Raw genomic sequence first — 24369 nt, forward strand, 5'->3', positions numbered from 1 at the left:
CACCGGGTCCCACGATAAAGCGCAATGACCACTGCTCTGGCATAAGTCTTGCGCGCTTTGTTTTCATGCCCTGGCTCGCAGGAGGCCGCCGTGTCGATTCATGTCGCGTTGCACCACGTTACGCATTACCGCTACGACCGCGCGGTCGAGCTCGGCCCACAGATTGTTCGTCTGCGTCCGGCGGCTCATAGCCGCACTCGGATTCTGTCCTACGCGTTGAAGGTGCTGCCGGAACAGCACTTCATCAATTGGCAGCAAGACCCCCAGGGCAATTACCTGGCGCGTCTGGTGTTTCCGGAAAAAACTGACGAATTGCGCATCGAAGTCGACCTGGTCGCCGAGATGGCGGTATTCAATCCGTTCGATTTCTTCCTGGAACCCTACGCCGAAAAAATCCCTTTCAGCTACGCCGCCGATGAGCAGCGCGAGCTGGCGCCGTACCTGGAAACATTACCGCTGACCCCGCGATTCGCCGCGTATCTGGCGGGTATCGACCGCACGCCGTTGCCGGCGGTGGATTTTCTGGTAGGCCTGAATCAGCGTCTGGCCGCCGATATCGGCTACCTGATCCGCATGGAACCGGGCGTACAAACTCCGGAATTCACCCTGGAAAACGCCTCCGGTTCCTGCCGGGATTCGGCGTGGTTGCTGGTGCAACTGCTGCGTAACCTGGGCCTGGCGGCGCGATTTGTGTCTGGCTATCTGATCCAGCTGACCGCCGACGTCAAAGCCCTCGACGGCCCGTCCGGCACCGAGGTGGATTTCACCGACCTGCATGCCTGGTGCGAAGTGTATTTGCCCGGCGCCGGCTGGATCGGCCTCGATGCCACCTCCGGCTTGTTCGCTGGTGAAGGGCATATCCCGTTGGCTTGTAGTCCTGATCCTTCCTCAGCAGCGCCCATCAGTGGCCTGGTGGAACCCTGCGAGTGCGAATTTACCCACGAGATGTCCGTGGAGCGGATTTGGGAGGCCCCACGGGTTACCAAGCCCTACACCGAAGAGCAGTGGCTGGCGATCCAGGCCCTGGGCCGGCAGATCGACGGTGACCTGCTCAAGGACGACGTGCGCCTGACCATGGGCGGCGAGCCGACCTTTGTCTCCATCGACGACCCTGACGGTGCGGAATGGAACACCGCCGCTCTCGGCCCGGACAAACGCCGATTGTCTGCCGAGCTGTTCCAGCGCATGCGCAAGCACTACGCGCCCAAGGGCCTGGTGCATTTCGGCCAGGGCAAGTGGTACCCCGGCGAGCAACTGCCGCGCTGGTCCCTCAACTGCTACTGGCGCCGCGACGGCGTGCCGATCTGGCACAACAGCGCATTGATCGCCGATGAGCAACAAAGCTATGGCGCCGACGGCGTAATGGCCGGGCGTTTTCTGGCCAGCGTCGCCGAGCGCCTGAAACTGCCTGCGCAGTTTGTATTCCCGGCCTACGAAGACAATTTCTATTACCTGTGGCGCGAAGGCGCCTTGCCGCAGAACGTCACCGCCGAAGATCCGCGCCTGGAGGACAAGCTCGAGCGCGAACGCCTGCGCAAAGTCTTCAGCCAGGGCCTGGATAAAGTCATCGGCCAGGTGCTGCCGCTGGCGCGAACGGCGGCCAATGACCGCTGGCAGAGCGGCCGCTGGTACCTGCGGGACAACCATTGCCGCCTGGTGCCGGGTGATTCGCCCTTGGGTTATCGCCTGCCACTGGCCTCGCAGCCGTGGGTGACGGCGGCGGACTATCCGTTCGTACATCCCACCGATCCCAACCAGGACCTGCCCGACCTGCCGACCCCCTCACAGTTGCAAAGCCACGGTGAGTCGGCCGCCAGCAAAGACCGTATTCCTAAGATCGACGAGTCCGCGGACTGGCTGACCCGCACCGCCCTGTGTGCCGAAGCGCGGGAAGGCCGACTGTACCTGTTCATGCCGCCGCTGGAGCGGGTCGAGGATTATCTGGAGTTGGTGGCGGCCATCGAAGCCACCGCTGAAGAGCTGCATTGCCCGGTGCTGCTGGAAGGTTACGAGCCGCCGAGCGACCCGCGCCTGAGCAACTTCCGGGTGACACCGGACCCAGGCGTGATCGAGGTCAACGTGCAGCCGTCCGCCACCTGGGACGAGTTGGTGGAGCGCACCGAGTTTCTCTACGAGGAAGCCCGGCAAACCCGCCTCACCACAGAAAAATTCATGATCGACGGCCGCCACACCGGCACCGGCGGCGGTAACCACTTTGTGCTCGGTGGCGCTACGCCCAAGGACTCACCGTTCCTGCGGCGCCCCGATCTGCTGCGCAGCCTGATCAGCTATTGGCATAACCACCCGTCGTTGTCCTACCTGTTTTCCGGCCTGTTCATCGGCCCGACTTCCCAGGCGCCACGGGTCGACGAAGCGCGTAACGATGCGTTGTACGAGTTGGAAATCGCCTTCGCGCAGATGCCCGAAGTGGGTGAAGAATGCCCGCCCTGGTTGGTGGACCGCCTGCTGCGCAACCTGCTGATCGACGTCACTGGCAACACCCACCGCGCCGAGTTCTGCATCGACAAGCTCTACTCGCCGGACGGTGCCACCGGCCGTCTGGGCCTGCTGGAATTGCGTGCTTTTGAAATGCCACCCCACGCGCGCATGAGCCTGACCCAGCAACTGCTGTTGCGGGCGCTGGTCGCGCGCTTCTGGCGTGAACCCTATGCGCCGCCAAAGCTGGCGCGCTGGGGTACGGAATTGCACGACCGCTTTCTGCTGCCGCACTTTATCGAGCAGGATTTTGCCGACGTGATCGTCGAGCTGAACGCGGCCGGTTATCCGCTGCGGGCTGAATGGTTTGCCGCGCACCTGGAGTTCCGTTTTCCCAAGGTCGGCGACTATGCCGTCAGCGGTATCGAACTGGAACTGCGCCAGGCCCTGGAGCCCTGGCATGTGCTGGGCGAGGAGGGTGCGGTGGGCGGCACGGTGCGTTACGTGGACTCGTCCCTGGAGCGCTTGCAGGTCAAGTTGAGCGGCCTGCCGCCCCAGCGTTACTTGCTGACCTGCAACGGCATCCCGGTGCCGTTGCAACCCACCGGGCGCGTTGGAGAGTTTGTGGCTGGCGTACGCTATCGCGCGTGGCAGCCGGCCAACTGTTTGCAGCCGACCATCCCGGTGCATGCGCCGCTGGTGTTTGATCTTTTGGACACGTGGATGCAGCGCTCGCTGGGGGGTTGCCAGTACCATGTCGCCCACCCGGGCGGACGCAATTACGACAGCCTGCCGGTGAATGCCAATGAAGCTGAAAGCCGGCGAATGGCGCGGTTTTTCCGCTTGGGGCACAGTCCCGGGAAATTGCCGGTGCCGAGTGTGGTGATCAATGATGAATTGCCGATGACCCTGGATTTGCGGCGCTTTGCAAAAAAGACAGAGGATTGAATGTACATAATCCCGAAAGCGACAAATCTCTAATGTGGGAGCTGGCTTGCCTGCGATAGCATCACCTCGGTACACCAGATACACCGAGGTGCCTGCATCGCGGGCGAGCCCGGCTCCCACATACTGACTTCCCTTGCCCCTGCCGAGCGTTCCATGCCCGACTTGCTCGACCGTTACCCGCTGACTGCGGGCACTTATCACGAACTGCTGGACGACAGCGGCGCGGTTCGTGCCCATTGGCAGCGCCTGCTCGATCACCTGCAACGCAGCACTCCGGCGCAACTCGCCCAGCGTCAGGCCCTGCTGACCCGGCAGATCCAGGAAAACGGCGTGACCTACAACGTCTACGCCGACCCCAAGGGCGCCGATCGCCCTTGGGAACTGGACCTGTTGCCCCACGTGCTGGCCGCCGATGAGTGGAAGCAACTCTCCGCCGGCATCGCCCAGCGTGCGCGCCTGTTGAATGCGGTACTGGCCGATCTCTATGGCCCGCAACGCTTGATCGCCGAAGGATTGCTGCCGGCAGAACTGGTGTTCGGCCATAACAATTTCCTGTGGCCGTGCCAGGGCATCCAGCCGCCCGACGGCGCGTTTCTGCACCTGTACGCCGTGGACCTGGCGCGTACGCCGGATGGCCGCTGGTGGGTGACCGCCGACCGTACCCAGGCCCCGTCCGGCGCCGGTTATGCTTTGGAAAACCGCACCATCGTGTCCCGCGCCTTCCCGGACCTGTACCGCGACTTGCAGGTGCAGCACCTCACTGGTTTCTTCCGCACCTTGCAGGAAACCCTGGCTCGCCAGGCGCCGAGCGACGACCAGCCACCGTTGATCGTGCTGCTGACACCGGGCCGTTTCAACGAAAGCTATTTCGAGCATTTGTACCTCGCCCGCCAACTCGGCTACCCGCTGGTGGAAGGCGGCGACCTGACGGTGCGCGACGCCACGGTGTACCTGAAAACCCTCAGCGGCCTGCGCCGGGTGCACGCGATCATGCGTCGCCTGGACGACGACTTCTGCGACCCGCTGGAACTGCGCACCGACTCGGCCCTCGGCGTGCCTGGCCTGTTGGACGCTGTGCGCCAAGGCAATGTGCTGGTGGCCAACGCCCTGGGCAGTGGCGTGCTGGAATCCCCTGGCCTGCTGGGCTTTTTGCCGAAGATCAATCAATTCCTGTTTGGCGAAGAACTGATCCTGCCGTCCATCGCCACCTGGTGGTGCGGTGAGGCGCCGGTGCTGGCCGAAGCCCTGGAAAAACTGCCGGAGTTGCTGATCAAGCCGGCGTTCCCGTCGCAAAGTTTCGCCCCGGTGTTTGGTCGCGACTTGAACGACGAACAGCGCGAGGCCCTGGCCGAACGCATGCGCGCACGACCTTACGCCTACGTCGCCCAGGAACTGGCGCAGCTGTCACAGGCGCCGGTCTGGCACACCGTCGACGATCACCTTCAACACCGCGCCATCGGCATGCGCGTGTACGCCGTGGCCAGCGCCGACGGATACCGGGTATTGCCCGGTGGCTTGACCCGCGTGGCAGCGGAAGCCGATGCCGAAGTGGTGTCGATGCAGCGCGGCGGTGCAAGCAAGGACACCTGGGTGCTCGGCGAACGCGCCCTCGGCACCGAGCAATGGCGCGCCCAACGGGCCATCGGCGCCCACGACCTGGTGCGGCGTGATCCGTACCTGCCGTCGCGGGTGGTGGAAAACCTGTTCTGGTTTGGCCGTTATTGCGAGCGCTGTGATGACAGCGCGCGCTGGCTGCGGATCGTCCTCGCCCGCTATGTCGACGGAGACGACCCGCTGGCGCTGCAGGCGGCCGTTGAGCTGGGTGAGAACCTGCGACTGTTACCGGAGGAGGGGGAGTTGCCTGAGCGGCTTCAGGCGGCGTTGCTCGGTGATGACTGGCCGTCGAGCCTGCGGGCCAACTTGCAGCGTTTGCAGTGGGCGGCGTCCCAGGTGCGCGGCAAGCTGTCCCGGGAAAACTGGCAGGCGCTGGTGGAATTGCAGCGCGAAGCCCTGGAGCTGGAGAGCGAAGAGCCGGACTTCGGCGAACTGCTGGATTTCCTCAACCGCCTGGTGATGTCCCTCGCGGCGCTGTCGGGCTTTGCCCTCGACGACATGACCCGCGACGAAGGCTGGCGTTTCTTGATGATGGGCAGGCGCATTGAGCGCCTGCAGTTTCTCAGCAGCAGCCTGGCGGCCTTCCTGCGCGGCGTGGCGGTGTTCGATCAGGCCGGGCTGGAATGGTTGCTGGAACTGGGCAACAGCAGCATTACTTACCGCTCGCGCTACCTTGCAGTGCCGCAATTGATCCCGGTGTTGGACCTGTTGCTGCTGGATGAGCAAAACCCTCACGCGGTGCTGTTCCAGCTGAAACTGGTGAGCCGCACCTTGCGTCGCTTGAATGACGATTTCGGCGTGCCCCGGGAAACCGGACTGGCGCCATTGGTGGAGCGCCTGGCGCGCTTTGACTTGGGCTGCCTGGAGAACCCGCTGTTCGGCGAGTCCAGCGTGCGCGCTGCGCTGGACGGCCTGGCCGACCTGCTGCAAGCGGTGGCCGATGAAAGCGGGCAAGTCTCGGACCGCCTGGCCTTGCGCCATTTTGCCCATGTGGACGATGTCAGCCAGCAAACGGTGTCTGTGTGATGAGTGCCCGCTACCAGATTTTCCACGATACCCATTACCACTACGACAGCCCGGTGTCCCTGGCCCAGCAGCTCGCGCACCTGTGGCCGCGGCCTTGCGCCTGGCAGCGCTGCAGCTCGCAGCAACTGGAGATCAGCCCCGAGCCGACCTCGCGCCGGGATGAGCTGGACGTGTTTGGTAACCCGATCACCCGGCTGGCGTTCGAGCGGCCCCATGATGAGCTGTTGGTCAACGCCGGGCTGACGGTGGAAGTGCTGGCGCGGCCGGTGCTGGATTTCAGCCTGTCGCCGGCCTGGGACCAGACCCGCAACGGCCTGACCTACAGCAGCCAGCCGCTGTCGGCCGAAGTGATCGAGGCCTGCCGCTATCGGTTCGAATCGCCCTATGTGCATTTGAAGAAAAGCTTCGTCGAGTTCTCCGAAGACTGTTTCCCGGCAGGTCGCCCTTTGCTGCTGGGTGTGCAGGCGCTGATGGAAAAGATTTTCAGCGAGTTCACCTTCGATGCCGAAGCCACCCAGGTCGCCACGCCGCTGGTGGAAGTGCTGGAGCGCCGGCGCGGCGTGTGCCAGGACTTCGCCCACCTGATGCTCGCGTGCCTGCGCTCCCGGGGCCTGGCGGCGCGGTATATCAGTGGTTATCTGCTGACCCAGCCACCGCCCGGCCAGCCACGGTTGATCGGCGCGGATGCGTCCCACGCGTGGGTGTCGGTGTTTTGCCCGGTGTCGGGTTGGGTGGATTTTGACCCGACCAACAATGTGCAGCCGGCACTGGAACACATCACCCTGGCCTGGGGCCGGGATTTTTCTGATGTTTCGCCGTTGCGGGGGGTGATTCTGGGGGGAGGGAGCCATGACCCGGAAGTGCGGGTGACGGTGATGCCGCTGGAGTAATGCACAAGATCGTTCCCACGCTCCGCGTGGGAATGCCTGCTGTGACGCTTTGCGTCACCCTGCACATATCTCAAATCGGGACGCGGAGCGCCCCAGGATGCATTCCCACGCGGAGCGTGGGAACGATCACCTATTCAGCGTCTTTCGGTGCTTCGGTGTCGTCTGTAGCCACTGTACCTTCAGCATCCGGGTTCAGTGCACCGGCTTCTTCGTCGGCTGCAATTTTCTTGCGCTGCAGCTTTTCCTCTTTCTTCTGCTCTTTGGCCAAGTCTCTCTGACGTTTGGCGAAGGAGTAATTAGGTTTTGCCATGGGCGATCCTCTGGGGTCGAAGGTGAGGTTGAGCGGCGCGTATTCTGCCTTTAATCGCGTCCCAAGGGTTAATCGGGTTTTTGGTCCACCCATTTGGGCAAGACCAGCGGTTGCCAGGCATCCAGTACGTCAAGCAGCTCAGCCGGCGATTCGCTCATTTGCAGCATGGCACGATGCGGGGCCCGGACGAAGCCTTCGCCGACGATATGATCAAGAAAATCGGTCAACTTGCGGTAAAAGCCGTTCACTTCGAGCAAGCCCAGCGGTTTGCCGTGGTAGCCGAGCTGGCCCCAGGTCCAGACTTCGAACAGTTCTTCCAGGGTGCCCAGGCCGCCCGGCAGTGCAATAAACGCGTCGCTCAGTTCGGCCATGCGGGCCTTGCGGGCGTGCATGCCGTCGACCACTTCCAGGCGGGTCAGGCCTTTGTGGCCGATTTCCAGGACTTTCAGGCTTTCGGGAATAATCCCGATCACTTCACCGCCGGCTTCCAGCGCCGCATCGGCGACGATGCCCATCAGGCCCACGGCGCCGCCGCCGTACACCAGGGTCAGCTTGCGCTCGGCCAGCGCGCGCCCGAGGGCTACGGCTGCTTCACGGTAGGCCGGATTGGTGCCGCTGCTGGCACCGCAAAACACACAGACAGACTTCAAGGACATACCTGACTCCACTCAGTTGTGGCTAAAGAGTAAAGGCTGGCGTGCGTCTCTCAAAGGATTAAACCTCGCGTTGAGGTGTTTCGCAGGTGCCGCTGGCGCCACAGGCATAGGCGGCAAGCAGGCTGCGGAACAGGCTATTGAGGTGCATGGCTCGGACTCCGGAAGGGTGATGATCCGATCATAGGCCGGCATCAGTACTTTGGCCGGTAGATTGTGTCGATGAGTCTGATAGCCTAAAGTTGTATACAATCTGTTGATGCAGATCATAAGAATTCCCGCCTGCCTCAGGCACCCTTGTCGCAATATGCGTTTTTTAAACCCTGCCCTGGAGATTCACATGTTTGCCAAACTCGTTGCTGTTTCCCTGCTGACTCTGGCTAGCGGCCAGTTGCTTGCTGCAGAGTGCAAGGTCACTGTCGACTCCACTGACCAGATGTCCTTCAACACCAAGGCCATCGAAATCGACAAGAGCTGCAAGACGTTCACCGTCGAGCTGACCCACTCCGGCAGCTTGCCGAAAAACGTCATGGGCCATAACTGGGTGCTGAGCTCCGCCGCCGACATGCCTGGCATCGCCAGCGACGGCATGGCCGCCGGTATCGACAAGAACTACCTGAAAGACGGCGACACCCGCATCATCGCCCACACCAAGATCATCGGTGCTGGCGAGAAAGACTCCGTGACCTTCGATGTGTCGAAGCTGGCGGCAGGCACTGACTATGCGTTCTTCTGCTCGTTCCCAGGCCACATCTCGATGATGAAAGGCACTGTGACCCTGAAGTAATCACCCTTCAGGCAAAAAAAAGCGCCCTTCGGGGCGCTTTTTTTTGCCTGTAGACAAGCTGCTCTTGTGGCGAGGGAGCTTGCTCCCGCTGGGTTGCGGAGCAGCCCCAATAAGGTCACCGCGTAGCATCAGAAAAAGCGCTAAGCAGGTTTCAGGGGCCGCTTCGCGCCCCAGCGGGAGCAAGCTCCCTCGCCACAACAAGCCCTTTTGCCACAATGAGCTGCTGAGTTACCTCAGGGAGCAAACGGCATCACCCGCTTGTGCTCGGTCTTGCGATAGGTGTCGCAGATGATCTTGAAGGCTTCCTCGCGCACCGGCTCGCCGTGGAGGAACGCATCGATCTCGGCATAGGTCACGCCATGGGACGCTTCGTCCGGCTTGCCCGGCGACAGGTCTTCCAGGTCGGCCGTCGGGATTTTCTCCACCAACGATTCCGGTGCACCAAAGTGCCGGGCAATCGCGCGTACCTGATTCTTCACCAGCCCGCTCAGCGGCGCCAGGTCGCAGGCGCCATCACCGAACTTGGTGAAAAAGCCCATCACTGCTTCCGCCGCATGGTCGGTACCAATCACCAAACCACTGGCCGCGCCGGCGATGGTGTACTGCGCCACCATGCGCATGCGCGCCTTGGTGTTGCCCAGCACGAAGTCCCGGGAGACCGCGGCCTTGCCTTCAAACGCCGCCACTTCATTGGCCAGGGATTTCACCGCCGGGCCGATGTTCACCGTGTGGCGCTCATCGGGTTCGATAAAGTCCACGGACGCCTGGGCGTCGTGTTCGTCGAACTGGGTTTCGTAGGGCAGGCGCACCGCGATAAAGCGGTAGGCGTCGTCACCCTTGGCCGCACGCAGTTCTTGCATCGCGCGCTGGGCCAGCAGGCCGGCGGTCAGGGAGTCGACGCCGCCGCTGATGCCCAGCACCAACGTTTTGAGGCCTGAATTGAGCAGGCAGTCCTGGATAAAGGTAACGCGCCGGGCAACCTCCGCCTCAAGGGCGGCCTGGTCCTTGAACGGTGGTTGGACCTTGAGCTGTTCAGCAATCTCGCGCTGTACGGCTTGCATGATTCACTCCTTGCTGGGTAGGGCAGGTACTTTGAAAACGTGGCGCAAATAAGCGACGAAGTTCGGATCGGTGCAGTGGGTCTTGCCCGCTTCATCAGAGATCTTTGCGACGGGCTGGCCATTACAGGCGGTCATTTTAAGCACGATGCTCATCGGTTCCACACCTGGAATATCACAGGTCAGGTTGGTGCCGATGCCGAAGCTCACATTGATCCGACCACGCAGCGCGCGGAAAATCTCCAGCGCCTTGGGCAGCGAGAGGCTGTCGGAGAACACCAGGGTCTTGCTCATCGGCTCGATCCCCAGCTTGTGGTAGTGGGCGATCGCCTTTTCGGCCCATTGCACCGGGTCACCGGAGTCGTGGCGCAGGCCGTCGAAGAGCTTGGCGAAGTACAGGTCGAAATCGCCGAGGAACGCATCGGTGGTGATGCAATCAGTCAGGGCGATGCCCAGCAGGCCACGGTACTCGCGCACCCAGCAGTCGAGGGCGGCGATCTGGCTGTCGATCAGCCGCGGGCCGAGTTGCTGGTGGGCCATGATCCATTCGTGAGCCATGGTGCCCAGCGGCTTCATGTTCAGCTCGCGGGCCAGGTGCACGTTGCTGGTGCCGACAAAACGCCCGGGGAAGTCGTGCTTGAGCACGTTCACCACTTCTTCCTGCACGCGGTAGGAGAAGCGCCGACGGGTGCCGAAATCCGCCACCTGCAATTCGGAAAGTTCTTCGACGCTGGCATTCGCCGTCAGCCAGTCGAACTTGCGATACAGCTGCTCGCGGGCCTGTTCGAGGATCACGGTCTGGTAGCGATAGCGGTTACGCACTTCGCTGACGATGGCGAGCATCGGCACTTCAAACAGGATCACATGCAGCCACGGCCCGCGCAGGCGGATAAACAGCTCGCCGTTTTCGATGCCGGTGTGCACGTAGCGCAGGTTGAAGCGAAACAGCCCGAGGAAACGCAGGAAATCCGGCTTCATGAAGCTGATGCGCTCCAGGAAACCCAACTGGTCGGGGCTCAGGCTCAGCTCGGCGAGGCGCTCGATCTGGTAGCGGATCTCCGCCAGGTACGGACGCAGGTCTTCACTGTTACGGCAACGAAACTCCCATTCAACTTCCACGTTCGGGTAGTTGTGCAGCACCGCCTGCATCATGGTCAGCTTGTAGAAGTCGGTGTCGAGCAGGTTCTGCACGATGCGATCGGCAAACACACTCTCGCTCATAACGGGAATCTCCAGACGGGTCGGCGATGGGCGCCGACCTTTACGCACAATTAAGGAATGGCGCTAGTGGCGCATAGACCTGTGCTGTTTTGCCAGTGATTTTTTTGAGGATGGCTACCAGCGCCATCGCAGGCAAGCCAGCTCCCACAGGTGAATGCATTCCAAAATGTGGGAGCTGGCTTGCCTGCGATAGCGGTATTGCAGACAAAGAAGCTCAATCAGACTCAACCTGCTCCATCATCCACTTCACAAAATCCCGCACCTTGGGCACTTCCGCCGAGTGTTCGGGGTAGGCCAGGTAATAGGCGTCCTGGCTCGGCATCGCGTGCTGCCAGGGGATCACCAGCTTGCCTTCGGCCAACTCCTCTTCCACCAGAAACCTGGGCAGTAGCGCCACGCCGCAGCCCACTTGTGCAGCGCGGATGCACATATAAAAGGTTTCGAAGCGCGGCCCGTGGTAGCTGTGTTCGGTGTGATAACCCTGGGCGGCGAACCAGTCGTGCCAACCCTGGGGGCGCGAGGCGTTTTGCAGCAGCACCAGTTCGCTGAGTTGTGTGGGGTCGGTAAACGGTTGCGCGGGCAGGCTGTCGGGCGAGCACACGGGCACCAGTTCTTCGCTGAACAGCTTCAGGCTTTCAGTGCCAGGCCGTGAGCCCTGGCCGAAGTAGAAGGCCAGGTCGGCCTTGCCTTGCAGCAGCTCGTCGGGCTCCTGTTCGTTGCACAGGTCCAGGTGAATCTGCGGATGCCGCAGTCGCCAGCCCTTGAGGCGCGGCACCAGCCAGCGCGCGCCGAAGGTGTAAGGCGTGGACACCCGCAGCACTTCAGTCTCGCCGCCGTAGGAGCGCAGGTAGTGGGTGGACATCTCCACCTGAGTGAGTATTTTTCGGACTTCCACCAGGTACAGATCGCCTGCCGGGGTCATCTGCAAGCGGCGGCGCACCCGGCGAAACAGCAGGTGCTGCAGCAGCTCTTCCAGCTGCGCGACCTGTTTGCTGACGGCGCTCTGGGTGAGGTTCAGCTCTTCGGCGGCGCGGGTAAAACTCAGGTGGCGGGTGACCGCTTCGAAACACTGCAAGGCGGTGATCGAGGGCAAATGTCTTTTATTCAGCACGGCACGCCTCTTTTTGTTCTTAGCATGAATAAACGGAATGATATCTCGCCTAATCGTCGTTTGTTGGCAAGTCTTGGTCCAGCTACAAATAAGGTCTGGATCGCCGTGTGAACTGGCGGCGCATATTTCTGTTTGTGGATTGAAGGAGTGACCCATGGTTGCCGCATTGCTTGATCGTCTCGGGGTAAACCCGGCGCTGTACCAGTCGGGTAAACAACCCGTGCATTCGCCGATTGATGGCAGCCGGATTGCCAGTGTGCACTGGGAAGGCGCCGCCGAGGTGGAGCAGCAGGTCAGTCGCGCCGAGCATGCATTCGACGCCTGGCGCAAGGTGCCGGCACCCCGTCGTGGCGAGCTGGTGCGCCAGTTCGGGGACGTGTTGCGCGAGTACAAGGCCGACCTCGGCGAGCTGGTGTCGTGGGAAGCCGGCAAGATCACCCAGGAAGGTTTGGGTGAAGTGCAGGAAATGATCGACATCTGTGACTTCGCCGTCGGCCTGTCGCGCCAACTGTACGGCTTGACCATCGCTTCCGAGCGCCCAGGCCACCATATGCGTGAAACCTGGCACCCGCTGGGCGTGGTCGGCGTAATCAGCGCGTTCAACTTCCCGGTCGCGGTATGGGCGTGGAACACCGCGCTGGCGCTGGTATGCGGCAACGCGGTGATCTGGAAACCCTCGGAAAAGACCCCGCTCACTGCCCTGGCCTGCCAGGCGCTATTCGAGCGCGTGTTGAAGAACTTCAGCGATGCACCGCCGTACCTCAGCCAAGTGATCATCGGTGGCCGCGATGCCGGCGCCGCACTGGTGGATGACCCGCGCGTTGCGCTGATCAGCGCCACCGGCAGCACCCGCATGGGCCGCGAAGTGGCACCGAAAGTCGCCGCACGTTTTGCCCGCAGCATTCTCGAGCTGGGCGGCAACAACGCAATGATCCTCGGCCCAAGCGCCGACCTGGACATGGCCGTGCGCGCCATCCTGTTCAGCGCCGTCGGTACCGCCGGGCAGCGCTGCACCAGCCTGCGCCGCTTGATCGCCCATGAGTCGGTCAAAGAGGAAATCGTCACCCGCCTCAAGGCCGCGTATTCCAAAGTGCGCATCGGCCATCCGCTGGAAGGCAACCTGATCGGCCCGCTGATCGACAAGCACAGCTTCGAAAACATGCAGGATGCCCTGGAGCAAGCCTTGAGCGAAGGCGGCCGGGTGTTTGGCGGCAAGCGGCAGTTGGAAGACAAGTTCCCCAACGCTTACTACGTGTCGCCGGCCATTGTGGAAATGCCGGAGCAGAGTGATGTGGTGTGCACCGAGACGTTCGCACCGATTTTGTATGTGGTGGGCTATACCGATTTCGCTGAGGCGCTGCGCCTGAACAATGCGGTGCCACAGGGCCTGTCTTCGTGCATCTTTACCACTGACGTGCGTGAAGCTGAGCAGTTCATGTCGGCGGTGGGCAGTGATTGCGGGATCGCCAACGTCAACATCGGCCCGAGCGGCGCGGAGATTGGTGGCGCGTTTGGCGGTGAGAAAGAGACCGGTGGCGGCCGTGAATCGGGTTCGGATGCATGGCGCGGGTACATGCGTCGCCAGACCAACACCGTGAACTACTCGCTGGAACTGCCGCTGGCCCAAGGCATCACCTTCGACTGAATCTCTGATCGGGTTCGCACATCAACAATAGTGGTTTGTTAGGTCTCATCGGAGTCTGGCAATGGCATTACGCGAAGCATGTTTGTGGGAGCAACTCACCCCTGGCCGGCCGGATCGCGCTGCGCTCAAGGGCGAGGTCAAGGTGGATGTGTGCGTGATCGGCGCCGGGATCACCGGTTTGTCGGCGGCCATTCACCTGCTGGAACAAGGTAAAAGCGTCGCCGTACTCGAAGCCCATCGCACCGGCCACGGTGGTTCGGGGCGTAACGTCGGCCTGGTCAACGCCGGGATGTGGATTCCCCCGGACGAGATCGAAGCCGGTTTTGGCGAAGCGGTAGGCAGCCAGCTCAACCGCATGCTCGGTGCGGCACCGTCCCTGGTGTTCAGCCTGATCGACAAATACAACATCGATTGCCAACTGCGCCGCGAGGGCACTTTGCACATGGCGCATAACGCCCGTGGCGAGGCGGATCTGCGCAGTCGTGAAGAACAATGGAAGCGTCGTGGCGCACCGGTGGAGCTGTTGACCGGCGCGGCCTGTGAGCAAGCCACCGGTACCAAAAAGATTGCTGCCGCCTTGCTCGACCGACGTGCCGGTACCTTGAACCCGATGGCTTACACCAGCGGCTTGGCCAATGCCGCAGTCGGGCTGGGCGGGCAGTTGTTTGACCATTCCCCGGTCACTCAACTGGAACGCCAGGGCCAGCACTGGTCTGTGCAGACTGCCCAGGGCTCAGTGCAGGCCGAACAGGTGGTGATCGCCTCTAACGCCTACACCGAAGGTGAGTGGACCGAGCTGCGCCGCAACTTTTTCCCCGGTTATTACTATCAGGTGGCGTCGGCCCCGCTGACCGACGAAGCCGCACAACAAATTCTCCCAGGCGGCCAGGGCTCCTGGGACACCCGCCAGGTACTCAGCAGCATCCGCCGCGACGCCGAAGGCCGGCTGCTACTCGGCAGCCTGGGCAACGGCAACCAGAAACCCACCTGGTTCCTCAAGGCCTGGGCCGATCGGGTGCAGCAGCACTACTTCCCGTACCTCAAACCGGTGCAGTGGGAATGTACCTGGACCGGCTGCATCGCCTTCACTCCGGACCACTTGATGCGCCTGTTCGAGCCGGCTCCCGGGTTGGTGGCGGTTACCGGTTACAACGGGCGCGGCGTGACGACCGGCAGTGTCGTGGGCAAAGCCTTTGCGGACTACCTGTGTCACCAGGATCCACAGGCACTGCCGATCCCCTTCGCACCGATGCAGCCGCTGGCTGGTGTGGGCCTGCGCAGCTGTTTGTATGAGGCGGGATTCTCGCTGTATCACGCGGGCCAATGCCTGCGGATCGTGATCTGATCAACGAAATACCGCTCAGAAGCCTGCATTTTCTTAGCCGGCTACTAATCTGTATTGGTGCGAGTCGTAGCAGTAACGCACTGTAAATGTGCACTTCCGTTACGCACGCTGTTACAGGTTCAAGGGTGGCCGTTTAATGGCCGGGTTGCAGTGCTTGAACGGCCGGGTTGCACTTTATGGGTCCAATGGTTGCACCCGGTTGAGATAGACGGTTGCACGTCCAATCAAAAGGCGCCCAAAAACCTGTAATAACAATGACACCGTGTCTTTTTGAATAATAAAAACGTAATGGCACGCCGCTTGCTCTGGGCTTTCGCTGAAAGTTTTTGAAGTGAAGCTGCAGTGCCAATTCAACAAAAACCTCGGAGCACCACTCATGTCCCAGACGTTTTACAAGAAAGGTTTCCTGGCCCTCGCCGTTACTGCGGCGCTGGGTGTTTCTGCGTTTGCTCAAGCTGATGTGAAGATTGGCGTAGCGGGGCCGATGACCGGTGCCAACGCGGCATTTGGCAAGCAGTACATGACAGGTGCCCAGGCGGCAGCCGACGTCATCAACAAGGCCGGCGGCATCAATGGCGAGAAAGTCGTGCTGGTTGCCGGCGACGATGCCTGCGAACCCAAGCAGGCCGTGGCCGTGGCCAACCGTCTGGTTGACCAGGACAAAGTGATCGGCGTGGTCGGGCACTTCTGCTCCTCGAACACCATTCCGGCCTCCGAGGTTTATAACGACGCGGGTGTGATCGCGATCACCCCAGGCTCCACCAACCCGCAAGTGACCGAGCGCGGCATGACCGCCATGTTCCGTATGTGCGGCCGTGACGATCAGCAAGGCATCGTGGCCGGCGACTACATTGTCGACGTGCTCAAGGGCAAGAAAGTCGCGGTTATCAACGACAAGGACACCTACGGCAAAGGTTTGGCAGACGCTACTGCGGCGCAGTTGACCAAGCGTGGCGTGAAGCCGGTGCTGGAAGAAGGCCTGACCCGTGGCGAGAAAGACTTCAGCGCCCTGGTCACCAAGATCCGCTCCACCGGTGCTGATGTCGTGTACTTCGGCGGCCTGCACCCGGAAGCCGGTCCACTGGTTCGCCAGATTCGTGAAGCCGGCTTGAAAGACGTCAAGTTCATGTCCGATGACGGCGTGGTCACTGACGAACTGGTAGCGACCGCCGGCGGCGCACAGTACGTGGACGGCGTGTACATGACCTTTGGCGCCGACCCGCGCCTGCTGCCAGACAGCAAGGCCGTGGTGGAAGAGTTCCGCAAAAGTGGCACCGAGCCTGAAGGCTACACCCTGTATGCCTATGCTTCGCTCCAGGCCCTGGCCGCTGGCTTCAATGGCGCCAAGTCCAACAAGGGCGAAGACGCGGCCAAGTGGCTGAAAGCCCACCCGGTCAAAACCGTCATGGGCGAGAAGACCTGGGACGCCAAGGGCGACCTGAAAGTCTCCGACTATGTGGTTTACCAGTGGGACAAGGATGGCAAGTATCACCAGCTGGAAAAGCAGAAGTAATAGTTAGCGCGATGGGTTAGACGCCACTTGACCCTGTGGGAGCCGGGCTTTTGTGGGAGCTGGCTTGCCTGCGATAGCGTCACCTCGGTTTGACTGACATTCCGAGGTGTCTGCATCGCGGGCAAGCCCGACTCCCACACAAGCCAACTCTCACAAGGGGACGTGGTTGCCAGCCTCTTTTGTGTCTGTCTTTTCCTCCTAGAAGATCCGCACACCCACAGGTGTGCAGGCTCTCACTGCGTGAGATTGCGTTATGGATGGTATTTTCCTGCAGCAACTGGTCAATGGGCTGACCCTCGGGTCGGTCTATGGCTTGATCGCCATCGGCTACACAATGGTCTATGGCATCATTGGCATGATCAACTTCGCCCACGGCGAGGTTTATATGATTTCCGCTTACCTCGCGGCGATCAGTCTGGCACTGCTGGCTTACTTCGGCATCGAATCCTTCCCGCTGCTCATCCTTGGCACCCTGATCTTCACCGTCGTCGTCACTGGCGTTTATGGCTGGGTCATCGAGCGTGTCGCCTACAAACCGCTGCGCAACTCCACCCGACTGGCACCGCTGATCAGCGCCATCGGTATCTCACTGATCCTGCAGAACTACGCGCAGATCGCCCAGGGCGCCAAGCAACAAGGCATCCCGACGCTGCTGGCCGGCGCCTGGAGAGTCGACATCGGCACCGGCTTCGTGCAGTTGACCTACACCAAGGTGTTCATCCTGGTGGCCGCGTTTGTCGGCATGGGCCTGCTGACCTACATCATCAAGTACACCAAGCTCGGCCGCATGTGCCGCGCAACCCAGCAAGACCGCAAGATGGCGTCGATCCTCGGCATCAACACCGACCGGGTCATCTCCTACGTATTCGTGATTGGTGCCGCCATGGCCGCGTTGGCCGGTGTGCTGATCACCCTGAACTACGGCACGTTCGACTTCTATGCCGGCTTCATCATCGGCATCAAGGCATTTACCGCAGCGGTACTCGGTGGCATCGGTTCCCTGCCTGGGGCCATGCTGGGCGGGATCATCCTGGGTATTTCCGAGTCGCTGTTCTCGGGGTTGATCAACTCTGACTACAAAGACGTGTTCAGTTTCTCCCTGCTGGTGGTGATCCTGATTTTCCGTCCCCAGGGCCTGCTCGGTCGCCCACTCGTGGCGAAGGTATAACTATGTCTGCTGCCTACTCTATCGATATCAAGAAAAGTGTCGTCGATGCGGTACTCGCCGGGCTGATTTCGCTGATCGTGTTCGGTCCGATCGTCGGCGTAGTCCTCGACGGCTACAGCTTCAACCTGCAACCGGCGCGTGTCGGCATCCTGGTGGCCATTGTGATGGTCGGCCGCTTTGCCATGAGCCTGTTCCTGCAAACCCCCAGGGGCCTGCGGATTCTGCAAGGTTTTGAAAGCACCGGTTCCGGTGTACATGTACTCAAGCCCGACTACAAATCGCGCCTGCGCTGGATCATCCCGGCGTTGATCGTGATTGCCATCGTGTTCCCGTTCTTCGCCAACAAATACCTGCTGACCGTGGTGATCCTCGGGCTGATCTACGTGTTGCTGGGCCTTGGCCTGAACATCGTGGTGGGCCTGGCCGGGCTGCTCGACCTGGGTTACGTGGCGTTCTACGCCATCGGTGCCTATGGCCTGGCGCTGGGTTATCAATACCTCGGCCTGGGCTTCTGGACAGTGCTGCCGCTGGCGGCGATCTGCGCGGCGCTGGCGGGGTGCATTCTCGGGTTCCCGGTGCTGCGAATGCACGGGGATTACCTGGCAATCGTGACCCTGGGCTTCGGTGAAATCATCCGCCTGGTGCTGAACAATTGGCTGTCGTTTACCGGTGGCCCGAATGGCATGCCGGTGCCGTCGCCAACGTTTTTCGGGCTGGAGTTCGTGCGTAAGGCGAAGGATGGCGGGGTGCCGTTCCACGAGTTCTTCGGCATCGACTACAACCCCAACTTCAAATTCCTGTTCATCTACATCGTGCTGTTCCTGGTGGTGCTGCTGGTGCTGTACATCAAGCACCGCCTGACCCGCATGCCGGTGGGCCGCGCCTGGGAAGCCTTGCGCGAAGATGAAATCGCCTGCCGTTCCATGGGCCTCAACCACGTGCTGGTGAAGCTCTCGGCGTTCACCATTGGCGCTTCCACTGCCGGCCTGGCCGGGGTGTTTTTCGCCAGCTACCAGGGCTTCGTCAACCCGTCGTCATTCACCTTCTTCGAGTCGGCGCTGATCCTGGCCATCGTGGTATTGGGCGGCATGGGCTCGACCGTTGGCGTAGTGATTGCCGCGTTCGTACTGACCGTGGCACCGGAGCTGCTGCGCAGCTTCTCTGAATACCGCGTGCTGCTGTTCGGCGTGTTGATGGTGGTGATGATGATCTGGCGACCACGAGGCTTGATTCGTATCAGCCGTACCGGTGTAGTCCCACGTAAAGGAGTGGCGCCATGAGCAAGGAAGTCGTCCTCTCCGTGGAACACCTGATGATGCACTTCGGTGGCATCAAGGCCTTGAGCGATGTGAGTCTCAAGGTCGAACGCAACTCGATCTTCGCTTTGATCGGCCCCAACGGCGCCGGCAAGACCACGGTGTTCAACTGCCTGACCGGGTTCTACAAAGCCTCCGGCGGGAAGATCGAACTCAATGTGCGCGGCAAGCAGACCAACGTGATCCAGCTGCTGGGCGAGCGCTTCAAGGCCACCGACTTTGTTTCGCCGAAGAGCTTCGTCAGCCGGGTGTTCTACAAAATGTTCGGCGGCACCCACCTGGTGAACCGTGCCGGTTTGGCGCGCACCTTCCAGAACATTCGCCTGTTCAAGGAAATGTCGGTGGTGGAGAACCTGCTGGTGGCCCAGCACATGTGGGTCAACCGCAACATGCTCGCGGGCATCCTCAACACCAAGGGGTACCGCAAGGCAGAAAGCGATGCCCTCGACCATGCCTTCTACTGGCTGGAAGTGGTGAACCTGGTGGACTGCGCCAACCGCCTGGCCGGCGAGTTGTCCTACGGTCAACAACGCCGCCTGGAAATCGCCCGCGCCATGTGCACCCGGCCGCAGATCATCTGCCTCGACGAACCGGCTGCCGGCCTCAATCCCCAGGAAACCGAAGCCCTCAGCGCGATGATTCGTCTGCTGCGGGACGAGCATGACTTGACGGTGGTACTGATCGAACACGACATGGGCATGGTGATGAGTATTTCCGACCACATCGTGGTGCTGGACCACGGCAACGTGATTGCCGAGGGCGGCCCTGAAGCAATCCGCAATGATCCTAAAGTGATCGCGGCTTACCTGGGCGCTGACGAAGAGGAACTGGTATGAGTGAGCCAATCCTCGAACTGAAAGACCTGGACGTGTACTACGGCCCGATCCAGGCCCTGAAGAAAGTCTCGCTGCACATCAACGAAGGGGAAACCGTCAGCCTGATCGGCTCCAACGGCGCGGGTAAATCCACGCTGCTGATGTCGATCTTTGGCCAGCCACGGGCCGAGTCCGGGCAGATCATCTACCGCGGCGTCGACATTACCCACAAGTCGTCCCACTACATCGCCTCCAACGGCATTGCGCAGTCGCCGGAAGGGCGGCGGGTGTTCCCGGACATGACCGTCGAGGAAAACCTGCTGATGGGCACCATCCCGATTGGCGACAAGTTCGCCACCGAGGACATGCAGCGGATGTTCGAGCTGTTCCCGCGGCTCAAGGAGCGGCGTAACCAGCGGGCGATGACCATGTCCGGTGGGGAGCAGCAGATGCTCGCCATCGCTCGTGCGCTGATGAGTCGGCCCAAACTGTTGCTGCTGGACGAGCCGAGCCTGGGGCTGGCGCCGATTGTGGTGAAGCAGATCTTTTCCACGCTGCGGGAGCTGGCGTCTACCGGCATGACCATCTTCCTGGTGGAGCAGAACGCCAACCATGCGCTGCGCTTGTCGGATCGGGCATACGTGATGGTCAACGGCGAGATTCGCCTTACAGGCACCGGCAAGGAGCTGCTGGTGAATGAAGAGGTGCGCAACGCCTACCTCGGCGGGCATTAAGTCGTTCGCAGGTCCAATGTGGGAGCGGGCTTGCTCGCGAAGGCGGTGTATCAGTCACACATGTATAGACTGACACTCTGCCTTCGCGAGCAAGCCCGCTCCCACATTTTTTGCGTCGCCTGCAGGCTTTCCTGAAATTGTGGACAACAAATCCAGACACCTGCCAAAGCGCGACATATAGCCGCCGCAAATCCCTGTTTTGTCACAGTTTTGACTTGTCCCCAACCACTGTGGAACCGGCTGTGGGTAACGTGGGAGTAGCTGGCTGGAGGCCTTTGTTTTCGTGGCTTGTAGCGCGGTGGTTGTTTATTGAGCAGTGAGTTTTTCGCGACCCCTCGAGGGTTTTGTCAACCTGTTTAAAGACACAGGTATATGACCGGAAGATGTCACTCCGGCCTGTGGATAAGTCTGTGACTAAACTCTGGAAAGAGTGCCGCAGAGGCCGGAATGACTGGCCTGGGGCCATCGTCCTGATTGCACCGTTTTGAACCGGGCTACATATGGCTCGCTCAAGGTCAAGCAAAAAACTTTTTGAATTGCACTGAAAGCCTTGTGTACTGCGGCTTTCAGCTTTTTGCACTTGCCCCCAAAGACTGTGGACGGGGCTGTGGATAAGGTGCGCGCACATGGCTGGACGCCACGGCCTGTATGGCTCCCAAGTGATTGGTTGAATTTCGTACAGCATGAGCGGCATTCACCTGTGTCCACAGCGTGTATCAGTTGCCGCCAGCCCGGCAGCCGGGCATTCTGCTGGCTGATTTTTTACCTCGTAGCCCCGCAAGGAGAACACCATGTCCAATACGCTGTTTATTACTGGCGCGACCTCCGGTTTCGGCGAAGCCTGTGCCCGCCGTTTTGCCGAAGCTGGCTGGAAACTGGTGCTCACCGGCCGTCGCGCAGAGCGTCTGAACGCCCTGTGCGCCGAACTCTCCAAGCAGACCGAAGTACTCGGCCTGGTGGTGGACGTGCGTGACCGCAAGGCCATGGAAGAGGCAATCGCCAACCTGCCGCCGTCCTTCTCCACACTGCGCGGGCTGATCAACAACGCCGGCCTGGCGGTGGGCACCGACCCTGCGCCCAAGTGCAGCCTCGACGATTGGGAAACCATGGTCGACACCAACATCAAGGGCCTGCTGACCACCACCAGCCTGCTGTTGCCGCGCCTGATCGCCCACGGCCGTGGCGCCGGCATCATCAACCTTGGCTCCATCGCCGGCAGCTACCCGTACCCGGGCAGCCACGTGTATGGCGGCACCAAGGCCTTCGTCAAACAGTTCTCGCTGAACTTGCGTTGCGATCTGCAAGGTACCGGCGTGCGTGTGACCAACATCGAGCCGGGCCTGTGCGAAAGCGAGTTCTCCCTGGTGCGGTTTGCCGGTGATCAGGCGCGTTATGACGCGACCTATGCCGGTGCCGAGCCGATCCAGCCACAGGACATTGCGGACACGATCTTCTGGGTGCTGAATACTCCGGCACACGTGAACATCAACCGTCTGGAACTGATGCCGGTCAGCCAGACCTGGGCCGGGTTTGCGATTGAGCGTGGTGCCAAGGGCTAAGTTCGTCGAGCTGTTGTGGCGAGGGAGCAAGCTCCCTCACCACAGGTTTTTGTCAGCCTTAAATATGCGGCAAATCGGCCAAAACAGGACATAAGGTACACTCCACCCCTGAAAACCCCGCCGCGCTGTGCGGTTCAAAGGTTTTGACAGGAGGATATGTGAGTAACCGAGGTGAGCAGTCGCTGCTCAAACAATCGACCATCCTGATGTTCGCCGTGGCGATCGCCGGGATCGTCACGGGTGTGGTGTCGGGCGCCCAATCGATTTTATTCGACGGCTTTTTCTCGCTGATCGCCACCGCCATCAAGGTGCTGATGCTGATCACGGCCAAGCTGATCGCCAAGAAAAGCAACGAACGTTTCCAGTTCGGCTATTGGCACCTGGAACCCATGGTGCTGCTGATCGAAGGCAGCTTCCTGCTGTTGATAGCCATCTATGCGTTTCTCAACGGTGTGTTCGGCATTATCAATGGCGGGCGCGATATCGAGTTGGGCCTGGTGATCATCTACGCGGCGGTGTTTACCGTCGTCGAGTTCGCCTATTTCTTCTATGTGCGTTATCGCAATCGCACGCTCAAGTCGTCGCTGATCCAGTTCGACAACATCAGCTGGCTGGTGGACGCGATGCTGTCGGTGGGGCTGCTGGTGAGCTTCCTGGCGGCGCTGTTGCTCAAGTCCCAGGGCTACGGGCAGTGGGCGGTGTACGTCGACCCGTTGATCCTGATCCTGCTGGCGTTGAGCATGCTGGCGCCGGCCTTCAAGATCCTGCGCCCGGCGCTGCGGGATGTGCTGGGAATTGTACCGGACCAACTGGACGGCAAAGTCCGCGAAGTGATGGACGCGGCTCAGGCCAAGCATGGTTTCGACGACTACGTGTCCTACGTGCAGAAGCACGGGCGGGCGCGGTTTATCGAGATTCATGTGGTGCTGCCGGCGGATTACCCGGTGGATAACGTCGCCACCCTGGACGGGCTGCGCGAAGAAATATCCACAGGGCTGGGCAAGCCGGACGCGGCCCGCTGGCTGACGATCAGTTTTACCGGGGATCGCAAATGGATTGCGTAAGGCCCAGGTAGCACGTCGCCAAGTGGTAAGGCGTGGTCGACGGCATGTCCCGTCGGCTGACTTGCCCCTTGGCATCGAGGCACTCATTCCAGCCTTTGTCGTGCAGGAAGCGCTGTTGCAGCGCCAGCAATTGGCGTTGCAGCACGGCTTCACTGTTGGGCCGCAAGGTCAGCGCCCGCAGGTATTCGGCCTGGGCCCAGATACGCTGGGTGCCGTCACGCAGGCTGCCGTCCAGGGCCAGCATGCCGCTGACCGCACCGGTCAGGTTATCCACACCCTTTTGCTCGGCATAGCTGAACGCTTTGTTCAGGGACGCGTGCAGCGGTGTGCCTCGCAACAAGTCCGAAGACTCCAGCAGGAAGAACCATTCGAACTGGTGTCCCGGCTCAAACCAGTTATCCACAGCCCCCAGGGGTTTTTCCATCATCACGCCGTGTTGGCGGTCGATGAAGCGCTTTTGCAGGGCGTTGGCCAGGTCCAGCAATGCGTCCTGGGTGACGGCGTCTTCACGCACGGCCAGCGTGGCGAGGAAGCCTTCGGCCAGGTGCATCAACGGGTTTTGCAGAGGGCCGGACTTGAGGGACGACCAGTTACGCTCCAGCACCGCTTCGTACAGGCCGTCGCCGGTGGCGAAGCGTTCGGCGACCACTTCCAGGGCCGCGTCCAGTACCGACTCCACCAGCGATTCACGCACCTTGGCCCAATAGTGGGCGCAGGCAAAGATGATGAAGGCGTGGGTGTAGAGGTCCTTGCGTTTGTCCAGTGGCTTGCCGTGGGCGTCGATGCTGTAGAACCAGCCGCCGTGCTCGGCGTCGTGGAAATGCCGTTGCAGGGAACGGAACAGCGCGGCGGCGCGCTCCTCGGCAAAGGCTGCGCCGGGCTCGCCGATCAGGCTGGCGAACAGGTACAACTGCCGTGCGCAGGCCATGGCGCGGTAGCGTTGCGGGGGCAACGGCCGATGGTCGGCGTCCAGGGCCTCATAGGGCAGCGCCAGGTCGGCATTCCAGCCCGGGCCATGCCAGAGCGGCACGATCAGGTCGTGGAAGTGCGTCAACACAGCGGTCAATTGAGGCTTGAGGGCGGAGCTTGGAGCGATGGGCATCGGCTGGCGTCGTCACGGCAGGGGTGTTTGCGCGACATGGTATCAGGCTTGGGA

19 protein-coding genes are annotated in these 24369 nt (G+C 61.2%); 13 read left to right on the forward strand and 6 right to left on the reverse strand.

Annotated elements, in window-relative coordinates; translation table 11 throughout:
* Positions 1 to 90: 90 nt before the first annotated feature.
* From K0H47_RS05985 to K0H47_RS05995, 3 genes are all read left to right on the forward strand, one after another.
* A complete protein-coding gene (locus K0H47_RS05985; RefSeq protein ID WP_177069976.1) occupies positions 91 to 3384 on the forward strand; it encodes a transglutaminase family protein in 3294 nt (1097 codons plus the stop codon).
* A gap of 153 nt (positions 3385 to 3537) precedes the next feature.
* Entirely contained in the window at positions 3538 to 6024 is a 2487-nt protein-coding gene (locus tag K0H47_RS05990; protein ID WP_063033378.1) for a circularly permuted type 2 ATP-grasp protein, read from the forward strand.
* A complete protein-coding gene (locus K0H47_RS05995; protein ID WP_017478354.1) occupies positions 6024 to 6914 on the forward strand; it encodes a transglutaminase family protein in 891 nt (296 codons plus the stop codon). Before K0H47_RS05990 ends, K0H47_RS05995 begins: the two co-directional genes overlap by 1 nt.
* A gap of 130 nt (positions 6915 to 7044) precedes the next feature.
* On the opposite strand, the gene K0H47_RS06000 is transcribed toward K0H47_RS05995, so the two are convergent.
* Both K0H47_RS06000 and K0H47_RS06005 read right to left on the reverse strand, forming a co-directional pair.
* Positions 7045 to 7224, reverse strand: a complete 180-nt coding sequence (locus K0H47_RS06000; protein WP_017478355.1) for a hypothetical protein — start codon at positions 7222 to 7224, stop codon at positions 7045 to 7047.
* Positions 7225 to 7292: 68 nt separating this feature from the next.
* Entirely contained in the window at positions 7293 to 7880 is a 588-nt protein-coding gene (locus tag K0H47_RS06005; RefSeq protein ID WP_063033377.1) for a TIGR00730 family Rossman fold protein, read from the reverse strand.
* Between the two features lie 337 nt (positions 7881 to 8217).
* Here K0H47_RS06005 and azu point away from each other — a divergent pair, with 337 nt between their 5' ends.
* Positions 8218 to 8664 (forward strand): azurin, encoded by a 447-nt coding sequence (azu, locus tag K0H47_RS06010; RefSeq protein ID WP_008439083.1) that lies wholly within the window; start codon positions 8218 to 8220, stop codon positions 8662 to 8664.
* Positions 8665 to 8897: 233 nt separating this feature from the next.
* On the opposite strand, the gene nadE is transcribed toward azu, so the two are convergent.
* From nadE to K0H47_RS06025, 3 genes are all read right to left on the reverse strand, one after another.
* The gene (gene nadE, locus K0H47_RS06015) at positions 8898 to 9725 is read right to left on the reverse strand and encodes an ammonia-dependent NAD(+) synthetase (protein WP_177025915.1); all 828 of its coding nucleotides are present in this window, start codon (positions 9723 to 9725) and stop codon (positions 8898 to 8900) included.
* Positions 9726 to 9728: 3 nt separating this feature from the next.
* Positions 9729 to 10943, reverse strand: coding sequence for a nicotinate phosphoribosyltransferase (gene pncB / locus K0H47_RS06020; protein WP_017478359.1), 1215 nt, complete (start codon positions 10941 to 10943; stop codon positions 9729 to 9731).
* Between the two features lie 214 nt (positions 10944 to 11157).
* Positions 11158 to 12054, reverse strand: coding sequence for a LysR family transcriptional regulator (locus tag K0H47_RS06025; RefSeq protein WP_017478360.1), 897 nt, complete (start codon positions 12052 to 12054; stop codon positions 11158 to 11160).
* Positions 12055 to 12208: 154 nt separating this feature from the next.
* Between K0H47_RS06025 and K0H47_RS06030 the strand changes: the two genes are divergently transcribed.
* The 9 genes from K0H47_RS06030 (at position 12209) to K0H47_RS06070 (ending at position 23213) form a co-directional block, all read left to right on the forward strand.
* Complete coding sequence (locus K0H47_RS06030; RefSeq protein WP_017478361.1) at positions 12209 to 13699, forward strand: aldehyde dehydrogenase family protein; 1491 nt, start codon at positions 12209 to 12211, stop codon at positions 13697 to 13699.
* Between the two features lie 61 nt (positions 13700 to 13760).
* A complete protein-coding gene (locus tag K0H47_RS06035) occupies positions 13761 to 15044 on the forward strand; it encodes an FAD-binding oxidoreductase (RefSeq protein WP_177025917.1) in 1284 nt (427 codons plus the stop codon).
* Positions 15045 to 15420: 376 nt separating this feature from the next.
* Positions 15421 to 16557 carry an ABC transporter substrate-binding protein gene (locus K0H47_RS06040; RefSeq protein WP_017478363.1) on the forward strand — a complete coding sequence of 379 codons (1137 nt, stop codon included), beginning with the start codon at positions 15421 to 15423 and terminating at the stop codon, positions 16555 to 16557.
* Positions 16558 to 16810: 253 nt separating this feature from the next.
* On the forward strand, positions 16811 to 17725 hold the full coding sequence (locus tag K0H47_RS06045) for a branched-chain amino acid ABC transporter permease (protein WP_003217447.1): 915 nt from the start codon (positions 16811 to 16813) through the stop codon (positions 17723 to 17725).
* A gap of 2 nt (positions 17726 to 17727) precedes the next feature.
* Positions 17728 to 19005 carry a high-affinity branched-chain amino acid ABC transporter permease LivM gene (gene livM, locus K0H47_RS06050; protein WP_017478364.1) on the forward strand — a complete coding sequence of 426 codons (1278 nt, stop codon included), beginning with the start codon at positions 17728 to 17730 and terminating at the stop codon, positions 19003 to 19005.
* Positions 19002 to 19877, forward strand: coding sequence for an ABC transporter ATP-binding protein (locus K0H47_RS06055; RefSeq protein ID WP_219272177.1), 876 nt, complete (start codon positions 19002 to 19004; stop codon positions 19875 to 19877). Before livM ends, K0H47_RS06055 begins: the two co-directional genes overlap by 4 nt.
* Positions 19874 to 20590, forward strand: a complete 717-nt coding sequence (locus K0H47_RS06060) for an ABC transporter ATP-binding protein (RefSeq protein ID WP_063033374.1) — start codon at positions 19874 to 19876, stop codon at positions 20588 to 20590. Before K0H47_RS06055 ends, K0H47_RS06060 begins: the two co-directional genes overlap by 4 nt.
* Before the next feature lie 791 nt (positions 20591 to 21381).
* Positions 21382 to 22149 carry an SDR family oxidoreductase gene (locus K0H47_RS06065; RefSeq protein ID WP_219272178.1) on the forward strand — a complete coding sequence of 256 codons (768 nt, stop codon included), beginning with the start codon at positions 21382 to 21384 and terminating at the stop codon, positions 22147 to 22149.
* A 158-nt stretch (positions 22150 to 22307) separates the two neighbouring features.
* Positions 22308 to 23213, forward strand: coding sequence for a cation diffusion facilitator family transporter (locus tag K0H47_RS06070; RefSeq protein WP_017478366.1), 906 nt, complete (start codon positions 22308 to 22310; stop codon positions 23211 to 23213).
* On the opposite strand, the gene K0H47_RS06075 is transcribed toward K0H47_RS06070, so the two are convergent.
* Positions 23185 to 24315 (reverse strand): AGE family epimerase/isomerase, encoded by a 1131-nt coding sequence (locus K0H47_RS06075; RefSeq protein WP_219272180.1) that lies wholly within the window; start codon positions 24313 to 24315, stop codon positions 23185 to 23187. The two genes, K0H47_RS06070 and K0H47_RS06075, sit on opposite strands and share 29 nt — an antisense overlap.
* Positions 24316 to 24369 lie beyond the last annotated feature (54 nt).

The sequence above is a fragment of the Pseudomonas sp. Xaverov 83 genome (assembly GCF_019352905.1).
Lineage (GTDB): Bacteria > Pseudomonadota > Gammaproteobacteria > Pseudomonadales > Pseudomonadaceae > Aquipseudomonas > Aquipseudomonas yamanorum.